This window comes from Candidatus Lernaella stagnicola (genome assembly GCA_030765525.1).
GTDB classification, from domain to species: domain Bacteria; phylum Lernaellota; class Lernaellaia; order Lernaellales; family Lernaellaceae; genus Lernaella; species Lernaella stagnicola.
Window position 1 is genome coordinate 1 of the sequence record JAVCCK010000046.1, and the last position, 18,493, is coordinate 18,493.

At 60.7% G+C, this 18,493-nt stretch carries 17 protein-coding genes and 1 other RNA gene; 11 read left to right on the forward strand and 7 right to left on the reverse strand.

Annotated features, from left to right (window positions below):
- Both P9L99_21375 and P9L99_21380 read left to right on the forward strand, forming a co-directional pair.
- The coding region (locus P9L99_21375; GenBank protein ID MDP8225927.1) for a hypothetical protein at nt 1–513 on the forward strand (513 nt) is incomplete at its 5' end.
- The gene (locus P9L99_21380) at nt 506–925 is read left to right on the forward strand and encodes a hypothetical protein (GenBank protein ID MDP8225928.1); all 420 of its coding nucleotides are present in this window, start codon (nt 506–508) and stop codon (nt 923–925) included. The genes P9L99_21375 and P9L99_21380, both read left to right, overlap by 8 nt.
- 416 nt (nt 926–1,341) lie before the next feature.
- On the opposite strand, the gene ssrA is transcribed toward P9L99_21380, so the two are convergent.
- Nucleotides 1,342–1,696: a transfer-messenger RNA gene (ssrA, locus tag P9L99_21385) on the reverse strand.
- Nucleotides 1,697–1,823: 127 nt separating this feature from the next.
- On the opposite strand from ssrA, the gene P9L99_21390 reads away from it, so the two are divergent.
- Nucleotides 1,824–3,785: a hypothetical protein gene (locus P9L99_21390; GenBank protein ID MDP8225929.1), complete on the forward strand. Its 1,962-nt coding sequence runs from the start codon at nt 1,824–1,826 to the stop codon at nt 3,783–3,785.
- On the opposite strand, the gene P9L99_21395 is transcribed toward P9L99_21390, so the two are convergent.
- Entirely contained in the window at nt 3,775–3,954 is a 180-nt protein-coding gene (locus P9L99_21395; protein ID MDP8225930.1) for a hypothetical protein, read from the reverse strand. The two genes, P9L99_21390 and P9L99_21395, sit on opposite strands and share 11 nt — an antisense overlap.
- A gap of 248 nt (nt 3,955–4,202) precedes the next feature.
- Here P9L99_21395 and P9L99_21400 point away from each other — a divergent pair, with 248 nt between their 5' ends.
- Nucleotides 4,203–5,366, forward strand: a complete 1,164-nt coding sequence (locus P9L99_21400) for a hypothetical protein (GenBank protein ID MDP8225931.1) — start codon at nt 4,203–4,205, stop codon at nt 5,364–5,366.
- Nucleotides 5,367–5,419: 53 nt separating this feature from the next.
- Here P9L99_21400 and P9L99_21405 read toward each other — a convergent pair whose 3' ends face one another.
- Entirely contained in the window at nt 5,420–6,622 is a 1,203-nt protein-coding gene (locus P9L99_21405) for a hypothetical protein (protein MDP8225932.1), read from the reverse strand.
- 275 nt (nt 6,623–6,897) lie between these two features.
- Here P9L99_21405 and P9L99_21410 point away from each other — a divergent pair, with 275 nt between their 5' ends.
- From P9L99_21410 to P9L99_21435, 6 genes are all read left to right on the forward strand, one after another.
- On the forward strand, nt 6,898–7,899 hold the full coding sequence (locus P9L99_21410) for a substrate-binding domain-containing protein (protein MDP8225933.1): 1,002 nt from the start codon (nt 6,898–6,900) through the stop codon (nt 7,897–7,899).
- 15 nt (nt 7,900–7,914) lie between these two features.
- Nucleotides 7,915–8,799, forward strand: coding sequence for a phosphate ABC transporter permease subunit PstC (gene pstC, locus P9L99_21415; protein MDP8225934.1), 885 nt, complete (start codon nt 7,915–7,917; stop codon nt 8,797–8,799).
- 1 nt (nt 8,800) lies between these two features.
- The gene (gene pstA, locus P9L99_21420) at nt 8,801–9,655 is read left to right on the forward strand and encodes a phosphate ABC transporter permease PstA (GenBank protein ID MDP8225935.1); all 855 of its coding nucleotides are present in this window, start codon (nt 8,801–8,803) and stop codon (nt 9,653–9,655) included.
- 9 nt (nt 9,656–9,664) lie between these two features.
- On the forward strand, nt 9,665–10,561 hold the full coding sequence (locus P9L99_21425; GenBank protein MDP8225936.1) for a phosphate ABC transporter ATP-binding protein: 897 nt from the start codon (nt 9,665–9,667) through the stop codon (nt 10,559–10,561).
- Between the two features lie 194 nt (nt 10,562–10,755).
- A complete protein-coding gene (locus tag P9L99_21430; GenBank protein MDP8225937.1) occupies nt 10,756–12,750 on the forward strand; it encodes a carboxypeptidase-like regulatory domain-containing protein in 1,995 nt (664 codons plus the stop codon).
- Nucleotides 12,751–12,785: 35 nt separating this feature from the next.
- Nucleotides 12,786–13,982, forward strand: a complete 1,197-nt coding sequence (locus tag P9L99_21435; protein MDP8225938.1) for a polysaccharide pyruvyl transferase family protein — start codon at nt 12,786–12,788, stop codon at nt 13,980–13,982.
- A 21-nt stretch (nt 13,983–14,003) separates the two neighbouring features.
- Here P9L99_21435 and P9L99_21440 read toward each other — a convergent pair whose 3' ends face one another.
- Together P9L99_21440 and P9L99_21445 are read right to left on the reverse strand one after the other, a co-directional pair.
- Nucleotides 14,004–14,765, reverse strand: a complete 762-nt coding sequence (locus tag P9L99_21440) for a ParA family protein (GenBank protein MDP8225939.1) — start codon at nt 14,763–14,765, stop codon at nt 14,004–14,006.
- A 28-nt stretch (nt 14,766–14,793) separates the two neighbouring features.
- On the reverse strand, nt 14,794–15,126 hold the full coding sequence (locus tag P9L99_21445) for a hypothetical protein (GenBank protein MDP8225940.1): 333 nt from the start codon (nt 15,124–15,126) through the stop codon (nt 14,794–14,796).
- Nucleotides 15,127–15,178: 52 nt separating this feature from the next.
- Between P9L99_21445 and P9L99_21450 the strand changes: the two genes are divergently transcribed.
- Nucleotides 15,179–16,198, forward strand: a complete 1,020-nt coding sequence (locus tag P9L99_21450; protein ID MDP8225941.1) for an SUMF1/EgtB/PvdO family nonheme iron enzyme — start codon at nt 15,179–15,181, stop codon at nt 16,196–16,198.
- On the opposite strand, the gene P9L99_21455 is transcribed toward P9L99_21450, so the two are convergent.
- Nucleotides 16,185–17,012, reverse strand: a complete 828-nt coding sequence (locus P9L99_21455; GenBank protein ID MDP8225942.1) for a penicillin-binding transpeptidase domain-containing protein — start codon at nt 17,010–17,012, stop codon at nt 16,185–16,187. The genes P9L99_21450 and P9L99_21455 overlap by 14 nt on opposite strands.
- Nucleotides 17,009–18,484, reverse strand: a complete 1,476-nt coding sequence (locus tag P9L99_21460) for a hypothetical protein (GenBank protein ID MDP8225943.1) — start codon at nt 18,482–18,484, stop codon at nt 17,009–17,011. Before P9L99_21460 ends, P9L99_21455 begins: the two co-directional genes overlap by 4 nt.
- Between the last annotated feature and the right edge of the window lie 9 nt (nt 18,485–18,493).

Sequence of the window (18,493 nt, forward strand, 5' to 3'; positions counted from 1 at the left end):
GCTTCGAAGAACGGGTACGACACCTGCCCGGTGAAAACCGTCGCGGCGGGCGAGATCGAGGGCGCGGTCATGGCGCAGCTGCGCGCGGTCTTCCGGTCGCCCGAACTGATCGCCGAGACCTTCCGCACCGCCCAGCAGAAGGAGGCCGATGAGATCGGCCGCCTGAAACAGGAACGGTTTGACCTGGCCGGAAGTTTGCCCTCCACCGACGATCCGTTGCGTCGCAGGGAGATCGAAAAACGGCTGCCGGAAATCGACGGCATGGTTGCAGCCCTGGAAGCGAACCCACTGACCGAACAGAACGTCGCCGATGCGCTGGGTAACATTGACACGGTGTGGGACGAACTCTTCCCAGCCGAGCAGGCGCGGATCGTCAGCCTGCTGATCGAGCGCGTGGTCGTGAACGAAAACGACATGGAAGTCATCATGCGCACCGACGGATTCCGGTCCCTGGTGAGCGAACTCGACGATGCCCCCGCGCCGAGCGAAGAAAGGAGCAGCGCGCATGGATGAGAAGATCACGGTTCAACGCGATGGAGACAACCTTCGCATCCGCATCCCCATGCAGTTCAAGAAACGCGGCGGGCGCAAGGAAATCATCATGCCCGAGGGCCTGCCTCAGCACATGCCGGATCGGACGGCGTACCAGAAACCGCTGGTCGCCGCCGTGGTCCGCGCTCACCAGTGGAAACGGATTCTCGACGAGGGGCGCATTCCGTCAATCACCGCGCTCGCCAAGCGGCTCAAGGTGGATCGCGCCTACGTGAGCCGCCAACTGCATCTGACGCTCCTCGCACCCGACATCATCGAAGCCATCCTTTACGGCCGCGAGCCGAGCGGCCTGTCGCTCGCCCGCCTGAACAAGGCGTTCCCCCTGGAATGGGAAGAGCAGCGCACGGCTCTGGGCTTCGAATCATCGCGCTAATCCACACGACAGTGTCATGGCCCCTTTCGCCATCCCGCTCGCCTGTCGCGTTTGTCGTGTTTATGTCCGGTTTAGATGGCGCTTTTTGGTTCTGCTTCGTGACGAGCGTTCGTTTTGCCACTCCGCGCGGGAGTCGAACCGCGCCTTTTCACCCCTCTCGTAAGTGCTTGAAAAATAAGCACTCCCATCTTGTTGACGAGTTGGTCGAAGTCACGAAGATTCAGAGAGGGAGAGAGAAAATGGGCCTTTTGGGGGGCAAATGTGGGGTTTTCGGGGGTCAACTCGTCACGATGATTTCTTCTTACCGTGGCATCCTACCAAGCCAAAAGGCTTGATAAACAAAAGGAAAAACGAAAAGCCGAGTCCAGCGGTGGAGTCGGCCTTTTTTGCTCAGAGAGCGGTTCAAAAAAAGGTATTGGTGGAGGCGGGGGGAGTCGAACCCCCGTCCGAAAGGCTTTGGATGTGCCGTCTACGTGCGTAGCCGATGATTTGTTTTTAGGTCGTTGGTCCCCCTACGGCCGGGTACCGGCAGACCGATCCCAATTTAATTTCGCTTGGCAGCGCCTGGGTAAGCTCCGCTTCGGCTAGTCGGCTAAGGTGACACTTCGACCCTGACCCACCAACAAGGTCAGGCGAAGCGGACCACGTACTCTACGCGGCCATGGCATAGTTGTCATTGGCAACTATAAAGGGTCCGGATTATTACGAGGTTCCGGGCCTCGGCACGCGGGTCACACCCGCAAGTCCCCCCGTCGAAACCGTATCGCCCCCAATGTCAAAGATCGCGTCAGCCATCGACAAGATAAGCATCGCGGGTACTTAGCGCAATCGGGCCGCGGCGTCAAACCCGGTCTCAAAGTGCGCCGGATTCACCCGCCGCGTTTCACGGCCCAGGAAGATGCGAACCTTCTCCACCAGTGTAGACCCTGGGCAGGCGGTCGTGGTTCCCGTCGAGTTGTCGGTGATCAACGCCGCATCCGCCGCTCGCGACGCGGGAAGAGCGGGCAAGGTTTTCTTGAGTTCCCTCGGGGCGTTTGCTAGCATGCCGTCGGACCACGACACCGAGGGGCGAAAAATTCCGTTAACCGATCCGACCAAAACGGCTGCCACACAACAAACCGGGGCATATAGCAAAAAATTGCCGCGTGTGCTGCTGGTCGTCTGGCTGGCGCTCTCGGTTCTGCTGGTTTTGCTCGATGCGCGCTCGGGACGGCCGATCAAGTACGAACGGTCGCTCGCCGATTACGCGCCGGTGTTCGTCGAGCCCGCGTTGGATTTCCCCGGGTATCCGTTGTTGCCGCTGGACGTGGTGCGCAACGGCCTGAGCGGTTTCATGCACTTCAGCAAGCGCAACTTCCTGGCCGCCGGCGCTTTTTACCTGATGTTGTTGGGAATCGCGTTGTACCTGGCGGGCGCTTTCGCGGGTGAGGAGATGTCCGGCCTTCTAGCGGCCTTATTCGTGGGGGCGACACCCTTTGTGCTGGCCGTCGCGCGGGTTTACGACGTGCACATCACGCGCCTGGCCGCCATTGCCTTGGTGTTCGCGGCGCTGGGGTACTTCGAGAAAAAGCGGGACGCCCCGGCGCTCGCGGTGCTGGTCGGCACGTGGGTGGTCGGCGTCTTCTTGTGCCCCGCCACTTCGGATTATCTGTTGTACAACGTGGCGATTGCCGGTCCGGCCGCCGTGTTGCTGGGGTGGGGCGCGATCCGTTCGCCGCAGCGCCGCCTGTATTGGCTGGCGATCGGCTGCTGGGCGGCGGCCGCGGTCATCGTCACGCCCGGCTTGTTGCACTACCAGGGCATTTTGAACCCGACGCCGACCGCCGCGCCCCAACTGGGAGTCTCCTTCTCGCCGGGGGCCGTTTGGTCGCAGCCGCGCATCGCCCTGGCCTATCCGCTGGCGTTTTTCCGGGCCGTCGTTTCCGTACCGCTCAATTGGGTTTTGGGCGTCGGTATTGTGTTGATGTTTTGGCGACGCGACCGGCAAAAGTGGATATGGGGCGCCGGATTGCTGTTGCCGCTGCTGGTCATGATTCTGCAACCGAAGCGAAACATGTACTACGTGGCGAACCTGTTGCCGGCGGCCTGCCTGGCCGCGGCGTTGGGCTGGCGAGGTATCGCGGCGCGGGCGCGTGGTGCGGGAGTGGTTGTGTTTTTCGTTGTGGCGGCGTTGCTGGCGACGGCTTTTTCCTTCGGTTGGCTGAAGCCGGGGCGCGTCGATGCGCCGTGGAGCGACGTTTTTGTACCGGGACGCCGGGACTACGCGATGCCCTACAACACGCTGTCTCTGGAGCCTTTCGGGTCGCCCGGCGGCCCCCAGGACCTGTTCGCCAAGCATCTGGACAGTGTACTGGACCAAGCGCCGCGACCGTTGGCGATCGGGTTCATCGGCAAGCCGTGCCTGCAAACGATCCTGACGCTGGAATTGCTCTACCGGGGCATCTACGCCCGTGACGTGATCTGCTCGCCGGCCCCCACCGAGGATGCCGCGGCTTACGACGCCGTGGTGCTGTTGCCAAACCTGATGACGATTCCGGACGTGGCGGGCGGCACCGATCTGGCCGAGATCCACCGGCGGCTAGTCTCCATGCTGGAGACCGACGCTCCGGAGGCCGCGCGGCTGGGCGCGGAAGTGCCGCTCTTGCGGGGAGAAACTCCGACGAAGGCGAATCAGGAGCTTGCCGAGCGGTTGCGGCGGGCGACGCCGGTCCTGCGGCAATTGGCCTCAACCTATAGTGAGGCGGTGCCGGTGGGCGATTTCCTGTTTTTCATCGCGCCCGAGAATGAGGAATTGAAAACGCTTCTGCAAAGCGTTGCCGCTCAACCGGCGCGCTCTGACCTGCCGCCCATCAACCCCTAACTTTAGCCGCCGCGAAAGTTCCGTACCTGAGCGTCAGCAAAACGGATTTCCAGCGCGACGGTCGCGGCCGCAAAAGTTCGATGACGCACGCGGGCAGGTTCACCCACATGAAGCTGCTGAAAAACAGGGAGACCAGCAGCCAGGCGGCAAATCCCCAGCGACGTGTCATGGTTTTCCTCGTCCGAGTCGAACGATTATCCAAAAAGCAGGGTCGTCAAGTCAAACAATCGTTGTCTCTTTGATTCACGCATGTGGTCTCAGAACATTCGCCTATTCGGCAACAAGCCGTCGACGCCCGCTCCGAAAACGCGATTGTTATCACATTGCACTTAGGTTATTATTGTGGCAGCAACATTGGTCCATTCATAATATTGTGTTTTACTTGGTTTTCAACCATTCCTATTATTCGGGGGCGATATGTTGCGGCTACACACTTGGATTGTTATCGGTTTCGGTTTGGTTGTCGGCGCTCTATTGACTATTCTTTCACAAACGGTTGGCACAGATACCGTTTTCCGCTTTGTTTTACTTAACCTCGGTTGTGCACTGGTCGCTACAGTATTCATCAGCATTCTGCTCGACCTTTTTTGGTCGAAGGAAAGGGCCGCCGTCGAAAAAAAGGAACTCGAGCCCCTTTTTAAGAAATTTCAGGATTTCACCGAAAAGTTGAACAAACTTGAAGGGCGACTTGAAGCGTTCAAGCAATTGGGCCTTGATTACTGCAACGCCACTCGGTACGACGCGTTGGAACGGTTCTTAAACATCGCAAAAGACGTAGTTGCCGTTTCCTCGAATGAACAACAAAAGCCGGCAATTACAATCGATATTGTGTCTAGTTCGGCTCGAGGTTTAGTGGGCTATTTAGACCGCGAGGCGCCATCGATTCAAATGGAGTGGCGGTCACTCATCACTGAGTATCCCCGGTACTTTCGAGTCTTGCTTACCCATCCGGCGTACGCTCATTTACGGCAGCCGGCAGAGGAACGTTCTTCCGGCGATATTGAGTTGGAAATTCTTAAGACCGCCATTTACCTCCATTGTGTGGCTGGGATCGACTCCAGAAACCTACGTTTCTATCGCGGAAGTCCGACGTTGTTTCTTATCAAAATCAATCGTCACGTGTTACTGAATCCTTATCCTTATGGAAAAATGGCGATGGATACTTTGTGTCTCGAATTCGAGAGCGACGATGAAGAAGGCTATGTCGCGAATTTTGCGAAAATGCATTTCGATCACACATGGGCGTTTCTTCACCAAGACAGCAAGCGCGTTGACGGCAACAAACTCGTCGAAGGCATAGACTCTATGGAGGACATTCTGCAATCGTTCAGCGAATGCTCGTTTTTGCACGAACCGCGGAAATTGCGCTTAACGACTCACCAAGTACTCGAACTCGATACCTTCGTAAATATTATTTTGAGGAAAGGCACCGTTCGATTAAGAAAAGAGATTCAAACCGAGCGACCTTTCAAAGAGTATCTAGAAGAGAAAAGACTATTCTGCGCCGATGAAATCGGCTTTGAACGCGAGCACTCCGAAGCACCCGAAACGCCGGATGGATCGCCGGGGTCGCAACTTTGATTTGAAGTTCGCCGCACGCGTGGCCATCAACCATCTACTATCATAGCCGCCGGTCAAAACAGCCAATCCGCGAGGCTCAGCGCGCCGCGCATGAGGATGGTCGAGGGCTCCCACGGCGGCGTCTGAGCCGGTGTAGTGAACGTCGCGTGCCAATCCTCCGGATTCGGGTGGGCCAACGTACAGTTGTAGGAATAAACCTGAATGCGTTCGACGCCCGCCGCTTTGGCCGCCGCGATTTCCTGCGCCAACTCCGCCGGTTCGAGCATTTGGTGGCTGAGACCCAGCGCGATCGACGCCGTGTTCGGGTAGTACTCCACCGTCGTTGCGGCGTAGTCGTAGACGATGTGCGCGCCGAAAGGCAGCCCCAAATATTCCTCGAACGTCGTGGTGTAGACCATCGTCGAAACTTCGTGCCACCTCACGGTCGAAACCGGAATGTTCATCGCATCCTGCAGGAAGGTGTCGCCATCGGGCACATCGTCCAGGAACATCGGCGCGGTCACGACCATCGAATAGAAGCCGAGGCCGTACAGATCGTCCACCATTTGCTGGTACACTTGCGACGCAAGGTCGAATTGCTCGGGCGAAACCTGGTCTAACAGCAACAACGCGACCTCGAAATATTTCCCCTCGTCGAGCAGGGCGTTGATTTGGCCCATCAGATTGACGTCGGTTTCCATGTCCACAACGATCCACTCGACGGCAACCTCTTCCTCGAGGAACCAAGCGGCGAAATCCAAGGCGGTGGCGGCGAACTCTTCCGCATTCAGCTCGCCGGGCCAGTAGCCGCTGCTGTAGGGAAGCAGCAACCAGGCGCGCACTTCCACGCCCTGCGCTTCGGCGGCGCGCAGCAGGTTCAGCAGCGTGGGATTGCCCAGGTCGACGCTGTCCATGCCCAGGAACAAGGCAAGGTTGTACTCGGCAAGGATGGGTAGCTGTTGCTCCAACCACGCCCAATTGCCCGGATAGCCTTCCTGATAGTAGCCGTACACCGGCGAGGGGGCGACGAAGGTGTCGTTGTCGTCATCATCGTCGTTGTCGTTGTCATCATCGTCATTATCGTCATCATCATCGTCGTCGCCGGCCGTGTCGTCGTCATTATCGTCGTTGTCGTCGTTGTTGTTGTCGTCGTTGTCGTCATCGTCGTCGACCGGCGTGGTGTCATCATCGCCGCCTTCGTCGTCATCTTTATCGGTGTCGCAGGAAACCGATACGACCATCAGTAGCGCGAGAATCAGCCATAACGCTTTTTTCATAAATCCACTCTTTCGGTGAAGTTGCCGATTTCCAGCCTGTTTTCTGGCTCCCCGTTTGTCAAGCGGCGTGTTAACCACTTGTTCTTCCGCCCTTTTTACCGGCACGCCGCCCGATTCGGCATCGCGAAAACCGCCCTTCATTTTTTTGTTGACGAACTCTGAAACCGGCGCTACACTCCAATTTGAGTGTTATAGGAGTGCGTTAAGAGTGTTAAGCTCGCATTGGAGCCTTGAACTTGGTTGGTTAGGCAGTTTTTGAATCATAAGGAGTTCCCATGTTGAGGCAAAGATTCGGTAAATCCATGTGGCCCACCATCCTACTCGCGACGTGTTGCTTGGCCCTTCTTTTCGCCTGCCAGCAGCAGGCACCCAACGCGCCTACCGGACCCGCGGCCGACAACGCGGAACCGCAGGGCACAATTCGCGTCTCCGGCGCCTGGGCCTTGTACCCGATGATGGTGCGCTGGGGCGAGGAATACTCCAAGTTGTACCCGAAAGTGCGGGTGGACATCTCGGCGGGCGGTGCCGGCAAAGGCGCGGCCGACGCCCTGGCCAAAATGGTGAACCTGGGCATGGTCTCGCGCACGATCAAACCGCAAGAAACGGCGCAGGGCGGCGTGTACGTCCCAGTGGCCAAAGACGCCGTGTTCCCGACGGTCAACTCGAACAATCCGGCCGTGGCCGCGGGCCTGCTCACGCGGGGCATACCGCGGAGCGTGTTTGTCGCCCTCTTTATTAATGGTGAAACCCGGACCTGGAACCAGATTCTCGGGACCGAAGGCGGCGAGCCGGTGCAGGTTTACTCGCGTTCTGATTCATGCGGCGCGGCGGAGACCTGGGCGACGTATTTGGGTGGCGAGGGTCAGGAAGCGCTCCAGGGCGTGTCCGTGTACGGTGATCCGGGCTTGGCCGAAGCGGTGCGCCGCGACATCCAAGGGCTCGGTTTCAACAACCTGAATTTCGCCTATGACACCAAGACGGGCTTGCCGATGCCCGGCATCGTGCCGGTGCCGATCGACATCAACGAAAACGGTACGGTGGATCCCGAGGAGAAACTGGGCACCAAAAAGATGGCCATCGCCGCGGTCGCGGCCGGTCATTATCCGTCCCCGCCGGCCCGCAACCTCAACTTGCTGACCAAAGAGAAATTCACCGGCGTGACGAAGCATTTCGTTCGGTGGATTCTTACCGACGGGCAGCAGTATCTGGCCGAGGTCGGCTACATCCCGGTGGCGCCGGACCAATTGAAGCAAGCCCTGCAAATGATCGAACAATAGATCGGGAGCCGCGCAGTGACTCGTCGAGGAGTTCGCGAATTTTTAGCCACAAAAACCATGCGAGTGGCGGTGTACTTCGTCAATTCGCTGGTCTTTTTGATGATCATCGGTCTGCTGCTGAAATCGCGCCCGATCCTCGAACAGCACACGCTGTGGGAGATGCTGTCCTCCGATACGTGGCGGCCGCTGCGCGGCCAGTTTGGTTTCTTCCCCTTCATTGTGGGCACGATCGAGATCACGTTGTTGTCCATGGCGCTGGCGGTGCCGCCGTGCCTGCTGGCCGCGATCTACCTCGCCGAGTTCGCACGCCCCCGTGTGCGCGACGCCTTGCGTGTCGTGATCGATTTGATGGCCGGCATTCCGTCGGTTGTCTATGGACTGTTCGGCGTGATTATCATTGTGCCCATGGTACGCGAATTCGGCCTGTTACTGGGTCGCCACACCACGGGTTACAGCCTGCTGGCCGGCGGTATCATTCTGGCCATCATGGTCGTGCCGATCATCACCTCGGTAACCACCGAAGTTTTACTCACCGTTCCCGTGGAAGCCCGCGAGTCCACAATGGCCTTGGGGGCGACGCGTTGGGAGACGGTTAAGCACGTGGTGCTCAAGCAAGGGCGACAAGGCGTTATATCGGCGATCGTTTTGGGTTTCGCGCGCGCTTTCGGCGAGACGATCGCGGTGATGATGGTGGTGGGCAACGTGGCGAAGTTGCCGCACTCGGTGTTCGATCCGGCCTATCCCTTGCCCGCGCTCATTGCCAACAACTATGGGGAAGTCATGTCGATTCCGCTTTATGATTCTGCGTTGCTGTTCGCGGCGTTGATTCTGCTCGTCGTCGTCGGCGGATTCCACTTGGCGGCGCATCTGACGCTGACGCGTCTGCGGCGGGGGGAATAAGTTGTACATACGTCGCCGTCGCCGCATCGAATTGCTCATGAAAGGGCTGATGATCACCTCGCTCACCGTGATCGTCGGGGTATTGGTCGCCATCATCGTGGTGATTCTCATCCGCGGCGGCCGCGCGCTGAGCCTCGAAATGATTTTTCAGACACCCAAGGGCGGGTACTATCTGGGCAAAGGCGGCGGGATCGCCAACGCCATCGTCGGCTCCCTGTGTCTGGGTTTTGGCGCAATGTTTGTGTCGCTGTTCATCTCCCTGCCGGTCGCTTTCGCCCTGCAACGCGAGTACACGAATCGCACCCTGGCCGCGGTCACCAAGCTGGCGCTCGATATCCTGTGGGGCACGCCCTCCATCGTATACGGCGCGTTTGGTTTCGTGATCATGGTGTTTTTCGGGCTGCACGTCTCGATGCTGGGCGGCATTATCGCCCTATCGTTTCTCATGCTGCCGATCATGACCCGCGCCATGGACGAAATCATTCGCATGGTGCCGGTCGAGCTGAAAGAAATTTCTTACTCATTGGGCGCCACGAAACTGGAAACTTCGGTAGGCGTCGTGTTTCGCCAAGCGCTGCCGGGAATCATCACCGGCATGATGCTGGCCTTCGGGCGGGGCATCGGCGACGCGGCGTCCATTTTGTTCACCGCGGGCTATACGGATTTCATGCCGCGCTCGATTTTTGACCCGGTGGCGTCGTTGCCCCTGGCCGTGTTTTTCCAGATCGGCACGCCGTTTCCGGAAGTACAGCAACGCGCCTACGCAGCGGCGTTGATTTTGTTGGTGATCGTGTTGGCGGTGAATTTGATCGCCCGGTTGCTCCATCACCGCTTGTCGAGAAACATCATACGGTAGGAAAGAGTTATGCCGCACATCAGCGTCCGCCATCTCAACGTCTTTTACGGCAATGAACATGCCCTCAAGGACGTGTCCGTCGATATCCCTGACGGCAATATTACCGCCATCATCGGGCCATCGGGATGCGGCAAAACAACCTTGCTGAAAAGCTTGAACCGCCTGATCGACCTCTACGACGGCACGCGCGCCGAGGGCCAGATACTCATCGACGGCCAAAACATCCTGGCGTCCGACGCCGACGTGTTGTCGCTGCGCAAGAAAATCGGCTACCTCGCCCAGCGCCCCTACCCCCTGCCCATGTCGATTACCGACAACATCACCTTCGGGCCGCGCATCCACGGCATGAAGGGCGACGACCTCCTCGCCCGACTCGCCCACCATATGCGGCGCCACGAACTACCCGATTTTGACCCCGACGCGGCCCTGAAGCAGGCGCAATCGGTCAAGCGCGGCGAATTGACCCTGCTGGTCGAATTCTATCTGCGCCTGGCCGGTTTGTGGGAGGAAGTCAAAGATCGCCTCACCTCGCCCGCCTCGCGCCTTTCCATCGGCCAACAACAGCGCCTGGCACTCGCCCGCACGCTGTCGGTCGAACCGGAAGTCATCCTCGCCGACGAGCCCACTTCCGCCCTCGACCCGATTTCCGCCAATGCCATTGAAAAACGTTTTCAACTGCTGAAGAGCGACTATTCGATCATCGTCGTCACTCATATCCTGCGCCAGGCCCGCCGCATCGCCGATCACGTTCTGTTCATGTATTTGGGCGAACTGATCGAACATGCCCCGGCCGAGCAATTCTTCACGGCGCCGCAGGATGTCCGCACGCAGCGCTATATCTCCGGCGAAGTTCTACTTACCGCCAACGGCACCCAAACGCCGGCGGCGGACGGTGACGCCGACTAATCAAGATTCAGTCAAATCTCGCGGTTTTTGCGCCAGACGTCTTGTGCCGCGCCGTCGGCCTCGGTAATCTTCTTAATTGAAAAGTGATGTTGTGTCGGTTGTTTTGATGGCACGCTTTCCATCCCGCCCACATGCTATTGGAAGTAATGCGCCGACACACGGGAAACATGGCTTCATTCTGGGGGATGCCCGCCATGAAATCTCTACACCAAAGGCGGTGGTGTCTGCTTCTGTGCCTTTGCGTCGTCGGCTTGGCACTGGCGGCCTGCAGCGGTGGGGGTGACGCGAATCACGACAACGGGCGATCCGAGAGCGATGATGACGACGACGATCATCCGCTCGACGGTGCGGTAATCGAGAGCATCGAGCCCGACGAGTTCGAGAACCTCCTTCCCACCATCGTCACGATCACCGCGAATAAGCTGCCGGAAACCGTGGACGAAATCCGTTTCGCCGACACGCTCCTGGAGAATTTCACGCGCCTCTCGGCTACCGTGGTGGTCGTCACCGTGCCGTCGGGTTTCATTCCCGACGTGTACGACGTTCAAGTCGAAGGCAACCAGGGAAGAGTCGTAGCGCTCGAAGGCGTAACGGTGCGCGACGCCCTGACGCCCTTTGCGTGGCTGACCGGCGTGGTGCGCGACCGCGACGGCGAACCGATCGAAGGCTTGGACGTGTTTTCCACCGCCGGATCAGATAGCAGCCGCACCGGTTCCAGCGGACTTTTTGACCTGTTGGTCCGCCAAGGGCCGGCCGAATTACACGCCCTCAATTCGGATTGGGACGGCGTACCGGGTATTCCGATCGGTGAAACCACGCTGTTGGCCGAAACCTATTTCACCGACGATGAGCAATTCGATTTCACGCTGCGCTACCACTACCTCAGCGGGCACATCGCCGGCGACGACGGCGACGATCTTGCCGCCGCGGGCGTACAAATCTTCCACGTTGCCGAATACGGCGTGGTCGGCGCCGCCACGACCGACTTCTCCGGCGAGTTCGACATTCCGCTGTATCCCGGCGATTACACCCTGCTGGCGCAGCCGCCGGAGGAAACGACGCTGGCTCCCTACTACCTGCCCCAGTTCAGGTTTGACGCCGACGACGTTTTCTCCGCCCACCTCGACGAAGGCCTGATGCTCTTCGGACAGATCACCGATCGCAACGGCGAGGGTTTGCACGAACTGGCCGTCACGCCGCATTTCGTGGCCGACAAGCATGTCGCCATGGGCAGCGTGTACACGGACATTGCGGGGGAATATACGACCTTCCTTTCGCCGGGCGAATACTTCGTCAATCTCAGCGATCCGTATCATGCGTGCCCCTGGTTGCCGGCGGTGCCCAACTTCTCTTTCGATCATCTCTACCTCAACGCCGACACCGAACGAAATTACGAATTCGACTACGTCGATATTGATATCGCGGTGCGCTTCGCCGGCGAGCGATTTACGAATAATGTCCGCATTCAATTGCGTAATCTCGAAGACGAGCGTTTCAGCGTTTCGCTTCAGTACCCGGGAGAATGCGACGCCCGCGTGATTGCCGGCAATTACGATGTCTTCCTTTCGCCCGACGCCGGGCTGGGCGCGTCCGCCACGCGACTCACCGGCGTGCGTATCGATGCCGAAAACACCTACACGTGGAGTCTGAGCCCCGGCGCTCGAGTCAGCGGCGTTCTGACCGATCAGGACGAGGAACCGCTGGCCGATTTCAACGTCTGCGCGTTCGATTTCGACGGTGACCCCTTCGCGCTGCCGATCAGCATGTGTTGGACGACGACCGAGGACGGCGGGTTTCTGCTCGATCTACATCCCGGCATCTACAACCTCAAAGTGAGTCGTGAGGACGGCCTCGAAGGCCCCGTCGTCGCCGGCGTGTACTACGAATTGATGGATTTCCCCGTCACCGGCGAGATGAACCTTCCGCTTTCCATCGAACTGCACACGCTGGCCGGACAAGTGCGCCTGGCCGGCGAGAAGGCGCCGCTTTGGCGGGTGGAAATGAATTCATCGAGCCGTTTCGCTTCGCTGATCACCGACACCAAGGGCCGTTTTGAGATCGTCACGCCGGCCGACATGTTCGAGTTCGTGTTTTTCCCTCCCGAACGCGATCTCGCCCGGCCTTATTACACCGGCCCGCAAACGATTGACGGCGATTACGATATTCACATCAATATTCCGCGGGATTGATCGCGGCCGCCGCGCGAATGTGGTAACGTCGCGCCATGGCGGAAACCACCCTCGGCTTGCTCGGATTGTACCGCTGCGGCAACCTCGGCGATGAAGCCATCTGGCGCGCCTTCGTCGATGGCATACGCGACGTTTCACCGACGCTTCACCTGCGAATGGTCACCTACGGCCCCGGCGGTTTCGACGCCGCCTGGATCCCCGACGACCCCGTGGCTGCCGACGGCGTCCTGCATCAACTCGCCCTCGACGCCCGGCACGCGCGGCGTTTCGATTGGATGTACTGGTTGCCCGTCGGCGTCGTGCGCTTCCTGCGCGAACTGGCCGGAACGCAGGCGCTCTGGTATGCCGGTGGGCATTGGATTCACGATCTTTCCCTGACCACGCTGGCCGGAATCCTCGCCCCCATCGTGTGGTCGCGATGGCGCGGGCGCAGCGCGGGTTTCGTCAACGTCGGCGTCGGCCCCTTGGCCACGGCCGCGGGTCGCCGACTGGCGCGGCACGGCCTGCACGGCGTCGAGCCGCTCGTCGTGCGTGACGAACACTCGGCGAAAGTGCTGCGCGGCGCGGGCGTGCGTCAATCGGCCTCAGTCGCCGCCGACACGGCCCACCTGCTCGACCCCGCTCCGCCGGAACTTATCGAGGAAGCCTGGACCCAACTGGTGGGTTCCGAACAACGGCCGGTCGTAGGCCTGGTGCCCTGCGCGTGGTTCAAGCTCGCCGATTTGTACCGGCCCGACACGCGCTTGGTGGACACGATGATCGCTTCGCTGGCCGATCTGGTCCGCCGTCTGGAGGCGGCTGGTCATGCGGTTGTGCTGCTGCCCACGATGCTGCCCGAGGACGAAATCGTCGCCCACCGCATCGCCTCCCGCGCCGATGACCTGCCGCGTGTCGCGCCGATTCGCGACTGGCCCGCACGCACTTTGCTTGGTGTGATCGGTCGCTTGCGCGCGCTGGTTTCGTTCCGCATGCACCCGGTGTTGTTCGCCAACCGCATGCGCACGCCCTTTGTCGCGCTCGATTACGCGCCGAAAGTGCGCAGCCTGGTGGCGGATCTCGGTCTATCGCGTTGGTTGGTTCCGCTGGATGACAACTGGCCGGCGGCAATGACGGAAAAAGTCGAACAATTGTTAGCCGACCCCGACCCCTTCGCCGGGGCTACGGACTTGGAAGCCCTGCGCGAGCGCGCCCGTGCCGGCATTATCGCGGCGTTGGCGACCCTTCCTGATTGATCTCATTGGAAAGGCGGGCGGTCAGTCGTCGACGGCGATAATTTCTTCGGCTAAGGCCGAGAGCATTTCGGCGCCGCGGCTGCGGGGCGCGTAATCCCAGATGGTCTGGCCCATGCTTTGCGCTTCGTCGATCGCCACGTTGTACCCGATGACCGACTTCGCCAGGCTTTCGCCGAAGAACTCCCGCAGCTTGCCCAAAATCGCGTCGGCGAGGCGGGTGCGGCGATACAAGGTCGGCACGACCATCGAGATTTTCAAATCGCGCTTCTTGTACGTTCGGCGAACGTTCTCGACGGTCTCCAGAATCTCGCTCGCGCCGTCCAGCGCCAGGTACGTAAGACTCACCGGAATGACGATTTCCTTAACCGCCATCATGATGTTGAGCGTCAGTAAACCCAACGACGGCGGGCTGTCGATGACGATCCAATCGTAACCCCGCAGGCGGTCGAGCTTGTTCTTCAACTTGAACACGCGGTCTTCGTCGTTCGCGGTCAGCACGGTGAAATCCACCAGCGACTTGTTGGCGACGATCACGTTCAGGTTTTCATCGGAGGTCGAAAATACGGCGTCGCGGGCCGCGACATCCGGATTGGTCAACACATCGAATATGCTCGGTTGAATCGCCACCACATCGAAGCCCAGGGACTTGCCCACTTGCCCCTGCGGGTCCATGTCGATCAAGCAGACCTTGTCGCCGCGCCGCGCCAGGTACGAGGAGATGTTCACGGCGAACGTCGTCTTGCAACTGCCGCCCTTTTCGTTGACGAAAGCGATTTTCCGCATCACGGTTTTTCTCCTCTCGGCGACCGCGCTAACGACCGTTCGCTTCTTCCCATCGGTCGGCCAATTTCTCCAACCGGGAGGCCATGGCGTCGAGCCGCGTTTCCATTTTGCTGATCGTGTCGCCCAACTTCACGACCTTGCGCACCAAGTCGTCGTAGTCGGCCTTCGTGGGCACGTTGACCATGTTGAGCACCAAGCGCAGATTGCGGTCGACGGCGCCTTTGGTTTCGTCGGCGCGTCGAATCGCCCGGCCCAGCGCTTCGGCGAAGCGGGGGTTGGACAAGAGTTCATCGGCGATGTCCTGCAACTTCTCTTCGCTTGCGTCGACCAGCCGGCCGACGAGGTTCTTCGACTCGCTCATTGTAGTTTCGATCCTTTTTATGGGGCGAAAAAAAACGGTACGGTGACGGCGAATGGATGTCAAGGTTGCGCCCGGCGCCCGATTGTTGACACCGGCGGTTAACGCTAAGTTGACGGCCATGATGAACCCTCCGCGTTACTGGTTGCGACTGGCGCTCGGCCTGCTTTGCCTGACCGGTCTGGTCGCGTGCGATAAGAATCCGACCGCGCCGCCGCCTGAGTCGACAACGTCGCCGCAATCCACACCGGCCGCCCCCAACGCGGGCGACCTGGACCCCGTGCGCTCCGTGTACGCCTACGGCTTCGATGAGGCGCCCGACGCGCGCTGGCAAAAAGAACTGGTCGACCACCTGCAAACCAACATCCGCTGGAACCTTTCGTCCCACCGCGCCGACTTGCGCGACATGGTCCGTTTGCCGAGCATCACGGTGCCTCTGGGCACCTCCGGGGTCGCGTTGCGTGACGACCAGCACCTGCCCGCCGGGACCCATCGCGTGCCCGCGTTCTATCTCGATCGCTACGAAACCAGCAACGCGCAATACAACGAATGCGTAGCCGCGAAGCAATGCCTCCCCATCGAAAAGATGCCCATCATCCGCGATCACTGGCTGCCCGATCACCCGGCGCTTCTTTCTTACAAGCAGGCCGAACGCTACTGCCTGTGGCGCGGCAAACGACTGCCCGGCGAGTTCGAATGGGAACGCGCCGCCCGCGGGGCACAAGGCGCAACCTACCCCTGGGGCGAAGAGCCGCCGACCGGGAAACGCGCCAACTTATGCGGCGCGCAGTGTGAGATGGATTGGGCCACCGCCGATTGGAATGACGGCTACCCCTATTCCGCGCCGGTCACCGCCCTCGCGGCGGGCGACACGGCCTCGGGTCTGCGTCACATGTGCGGAAACGTGAAGGAGTGGGTGACCACCGCGGAATCTTTACCCGCTCACCATTACGTGGCACGCGGCTCGTCGTGGTATTCGGGCCTCGCCGAAGCGCCGTCCTACTACCGGCAAATCTGGCACGCCGGCGTACGCCTGGACGACAAGGGCGTTCGCTGCGCCGTCACGGCGCGGTAAAACTCTGCTTCGCCAAAACGCGTCCGGCCAGTTCCGCCGCCGTGGCGCCGTCACCATCGAGCATCATCACCACGATGATCCGCCTCGGCTTCTCCACCGGCGTCAAACCGACAAAAACCCCGACCTGCCGACCGCTCGGCCCGGCGCTCGTGCCGGTCTTGCCCGCCACCGAAAGCAGCGCCCGGCCCCGGCGCACGCCCGCCGCGGTTCCGGTCAAGCACGCTTCGGTCAGTCCGGCCCGCAAAGCCGCCGGGCCCGCGCCTTTTCGGCCGCGCAATTCCTTCCACAGCCAACGGTACGCCTGCGCCAGTTCCGCCGCGGTCGCCGCGATGCCCGGCTGCGCGCCCATCCAACCCTCGCAACCCATCGCGCGAAAATTCGCCGCGTCCGGCAGGTCGTGAAATCCGGCCTCGCTAAGCAACCGGCGATAGCGGTCGGCGTCCACGTGCCGGCAAGCGTGCCGCGCATAGGTCGAGCAGGAGTGCGCCACCCCGCGCCGCAGGTCCGTCGCGCCATGCCCCGCCGCGAGCCAACACCGCGTTTCCGGCGGCGCAGCGATGGGTCGGGACGGGCAAAGGACGGTCTGCCGGGCGTTCAAACCGCCTTGCAGAGCCGCCAACAACAAGAAGGGTTTTAGTGTCGAGCCGGGGCCGACTCGCGCCAATGCGGCCTGATCCGCCGGGGAGCCCGCGTGCTCGGTTCGCAGCAGCAAGCCGCTTTCGGCGTCGAACAACCACACCGCCTGCGCCGGGCCTGCCGCCGCCGCCATACTCGGCAGCAGCCACAGGAGCAACACCGGGATCAATCGTCTCAACGCCAATGGGTCTCCTGCATCAAACCGCCCGCGAAGGGTGTGGTCTCGGTGGTGAACTCCGAGAATTCGGCCGCCGCGCGCAGTAGATCCGGCAGGATCTCCGTGAGAAACTCCGCGCCGTACACGACGCGCAGTTGATCGGCTTGGGTGAGAAACGTCACCAACTGCCGCGCCGCCGCCTTGTCGACGCGCGATACGCGAATGTGCCGGTTTTCTTTGGTCCTAAGTTTGCCGGTGACCTCCTCCAAGTACGCGGCGTCGTTGGCCAGAACCAAGTGCGGACCCAACCGCTGCGCCGCCAGGCCCGCCAGCCCGGGTACTACGTCGAGCACCGCACCGGTTGGCGTCTCCCGCACCTGCAGGCGAGCGACCAGCGCCGGATGCTCCTTGCGCACTTGCTCGGCCACGGCCGACAACGCCGCCGCGGGTGACACATCGCACTCCACGACCGCCGCCCGGTGCACGTCCGTCAGACCCGTATTCGGGTCGGCGTAGGGCTCAACGATCAGCAGCCGCGACCGCGTTTGTTGATCCCAATCCAGGTCGACTTCAGACCAGCCGAAATGCGCCGCGAGATCGACGCTCGTCCTCTCGCCGCCGGCCGCGTACTCCTGCATGCCCGCGCCCGTGTATCGGATTCGCGTCTTTGGGGCGTCCATCGTCGGGCCAAGCAGCACCCGGCGTTCGGTGACGGCATCGCTTTCGCACCAAAAGCCGGCGCCCGCCGCGCGCGTGCCCTCAAAGGCGCGCCAATTGCGCCACACCCAGTAGTTGCGGAAATAGCGGTCCTTCACCAAACGTTTCAAGTCGACGAACAGGCGGGCATCGGCCCCGCCGAACTCGTCTTGCTTCACAATCGCCCGCCAATCGGCCTCGTCCACCAAGCGCGGTTGCTTGGCGTCGGCGTCGCGCGCCAGCAGTGCGCCTTCGATCAATTCAGGCACCGAGGAGACAAGGAGCAAATCGCCTTCCTGATAAAAGACGAATGAGAAGCCCGCGTCGTAGTCGATTTTCGCGCGGTAGGTATGTCCCGCGTAGACGCGCTCGGTGAAATCGGCGCGCTTTTTAACGAACGACAACTCCGCCTGCGCGGCCGGGCTCATGCGGGCCAGAATCAAAAACTCGAGCTCGCCGATGTCGTACAGCGCCAGGACCGTTTCCGAACGGGCGTGTTTGACCAGCGTCTCGAAGGTCAAATCCATCCCGGCCAGCGTGCTGAGATTCTTGGCGCGGGCCGCGAGTTTCAGGGCCAGCTTCGAGTCGGCGTAGGCGTCGCGGGCCTTGCTTTTCAAGTAGGTTTGCGCCGCCGGCAATGTCTTCAATTTGTCGACCAAACGGCCCAGGTCTTTCGCATGCACCGCAATCAGAGGCCGGTCGGGCACCTGCGCCAGCAGCGATTCGGCCGCGGCGGCGCTCGCAACCCAGGCCCAAGCACCGACCATCACCATCACCAGCAACGTCGCTTTTCGCATCATCGGTCT